The following is a 1,851-nucleotide window of genomic DNA, read 5'->3' on the forward strand; positions in this document are numbered from 1 at the left end:
CTATCTTCGACTTGTAGTCTCAGGCAGACTCGAACTGCCGACCTCTACATTATCAGTGTAGCGCTCTAACCAGCTGAGCTATGAGACTGTTTTTAGTCTTTAAGCTGGTAGTTGGCAGTTGGTAGTGGTACTACCCCCTAAAAACTACTTCACTACAGACTTTAATATTATAAAATTGACAGCTAAACCAAGCAAAACCCCTTTGTTTTCAATAAGAATCTCTCTTTGTTGAATATTCGGTCGTCTTTCTCTAGAAAGGAGGTGTTCCAGCCGCACCTTCCGGTACGGCTACCTTGTTACGACTTAGCCCCAGTTACCAGCTTCACCCTAGGCCGCTCCTTGCGGTGACGGACTTCAGGTGCTTCCAGCTTCCATGGCTTGACGGGCGGTGTGTACAAGGCCCGGGAACGTATTCACCGGATCATGGCTGATATCCGATTACTAGCGATTCCAGCTTCACGGGGTCGAGTTGCAGACCCCGATCCGAACTGAGACAGGTTTTGTGGATTCGCTCCTACTTGCGTAGTGGCTGCCCATTGTACCTGCCATTGTAGCACGTGTGTGGCCCAGGACGTAAGGGCCGTGATGATTTGACGTCATCCCCACCTTCCTCACGGTTTGCACCGGCAGTCTTGTTAGAGTTCCCGACTTGACTCGCTGGCAACTAACAATAGGGGTTGCGCTCGTTATAGGACTTAACCTGACACCTCACGGCACGAGCTGACGACAACCATGCAGCACCTTGTAACCTGTCCGAAGAAAAAGGTGTTTCCACCCCTGTCAGACTACATTTAAGCCCTGGTAAGGTTCCTCGCGTATCATCGAATTAAACCACATGCTCCACCGCTTGTGCGGGCCCCCGTCAATTCCTTTGAGTTTCATTCTTGCGAACGTACTCCCCAGGTGGGATACTTATCACTTTCGCTGGGCCACCCAGCACACCAATGTGTGCCGGACAGCTAGTATCCATCGTTTACGGCGTGGACTACCAGGGTATCTAATCCTGTTCGCTCCCCACGCTTTCGTCCATCAGCGTCAATACGTTGTTAGTGACCTGCCTTCGCAATCGGTATTCTATGTGATATCTAAGCATTTCACCGCTACACCACATATTCTAGCCACTTCACAACGATTCAAGACAACCAGTATCAATGGCAATTCTACAGTTGAGCTGCAGACTTTCACCACTGACTTAATCGCCCGCCTACGGACCCTTTAAACCCAATGATTCCGGATAACGCTCGGACCCTCCGTATTACCGCGGCTGCTGGCACGGAGTTAGCCGGTCCTTATTCATACGGTACCGTCAAGCCCCCTCACGAGGAGGTGTTTCTTCCCGTATAAAAGCAGTTTACGACCCATAGGGCTGTCTTCCTGCACGCGGCATGGCTGGATCAGGCTCTCGCCCATTGTCCAATATTCCTCACTGCTGCCTCCCGTAGGAGTCTGGTCCGTGTCTCAGTACCAGTGTGGGGGATCCCCCTCTCAGGGCCCCTACCCATCGTAGCCTTGGTGTGCCGTTACCACACCAACTAGCTAATGGGACGCATGCTCATCTTGTACCGATAAATCTTTAATTATAAAACAATGCCGTTCTATAATACTATGGGGCATTAATCCAAGTTTCCCTGGGCTATTCCCCTGTACAAGGCAGATTGCATACGCGTTACTCACCCGTCCGCCGGTCTCAAAAGTGCAAGCACTTTCTACCCCTCGACTTGCATGTGTTAGGCCTGCCGCTAGCGTTCATCCTGAGCCAGGATCAAACTCTTCATTGTATAATCTTCAATAATATTACGACCATACTTCTGTAAGAGCTCGACTCTCAAAAAAATCTCAGAAAATCTCACT

At 50.2% G+C, this 1,851-nt stretch carries 1 tRNA gene and 1 rRNA gene; both read right to left on the minus strand.

Annotated features, from left to right (window positions below):
* Positions 1-14: 14 nt before the first annotated feature.
* Positions 15-88, minus strand: a tRNA-Ile gene (locus tag BLW28_RS15530).
* A 166-nt stretch (positions 89-254) separates the two neighbouring features.
* Positions 255-1,778 (minus strand): 16S ribosomal RNA (locus BLW28_RS15535).
* Between the last annotated feature and the right edge of the window lie 73 nt (positions 1,779-1,851).

The sequence above is a fragment of the Aequorivita viscosa genome, assembly GCF_900106795.1.
Lineage (GTDB): Bacteria > Bacteroidota > Bacteroidia > Flavobacteriales > Flavobacteriaceae > Aequorivita > Aequorivita viscosa.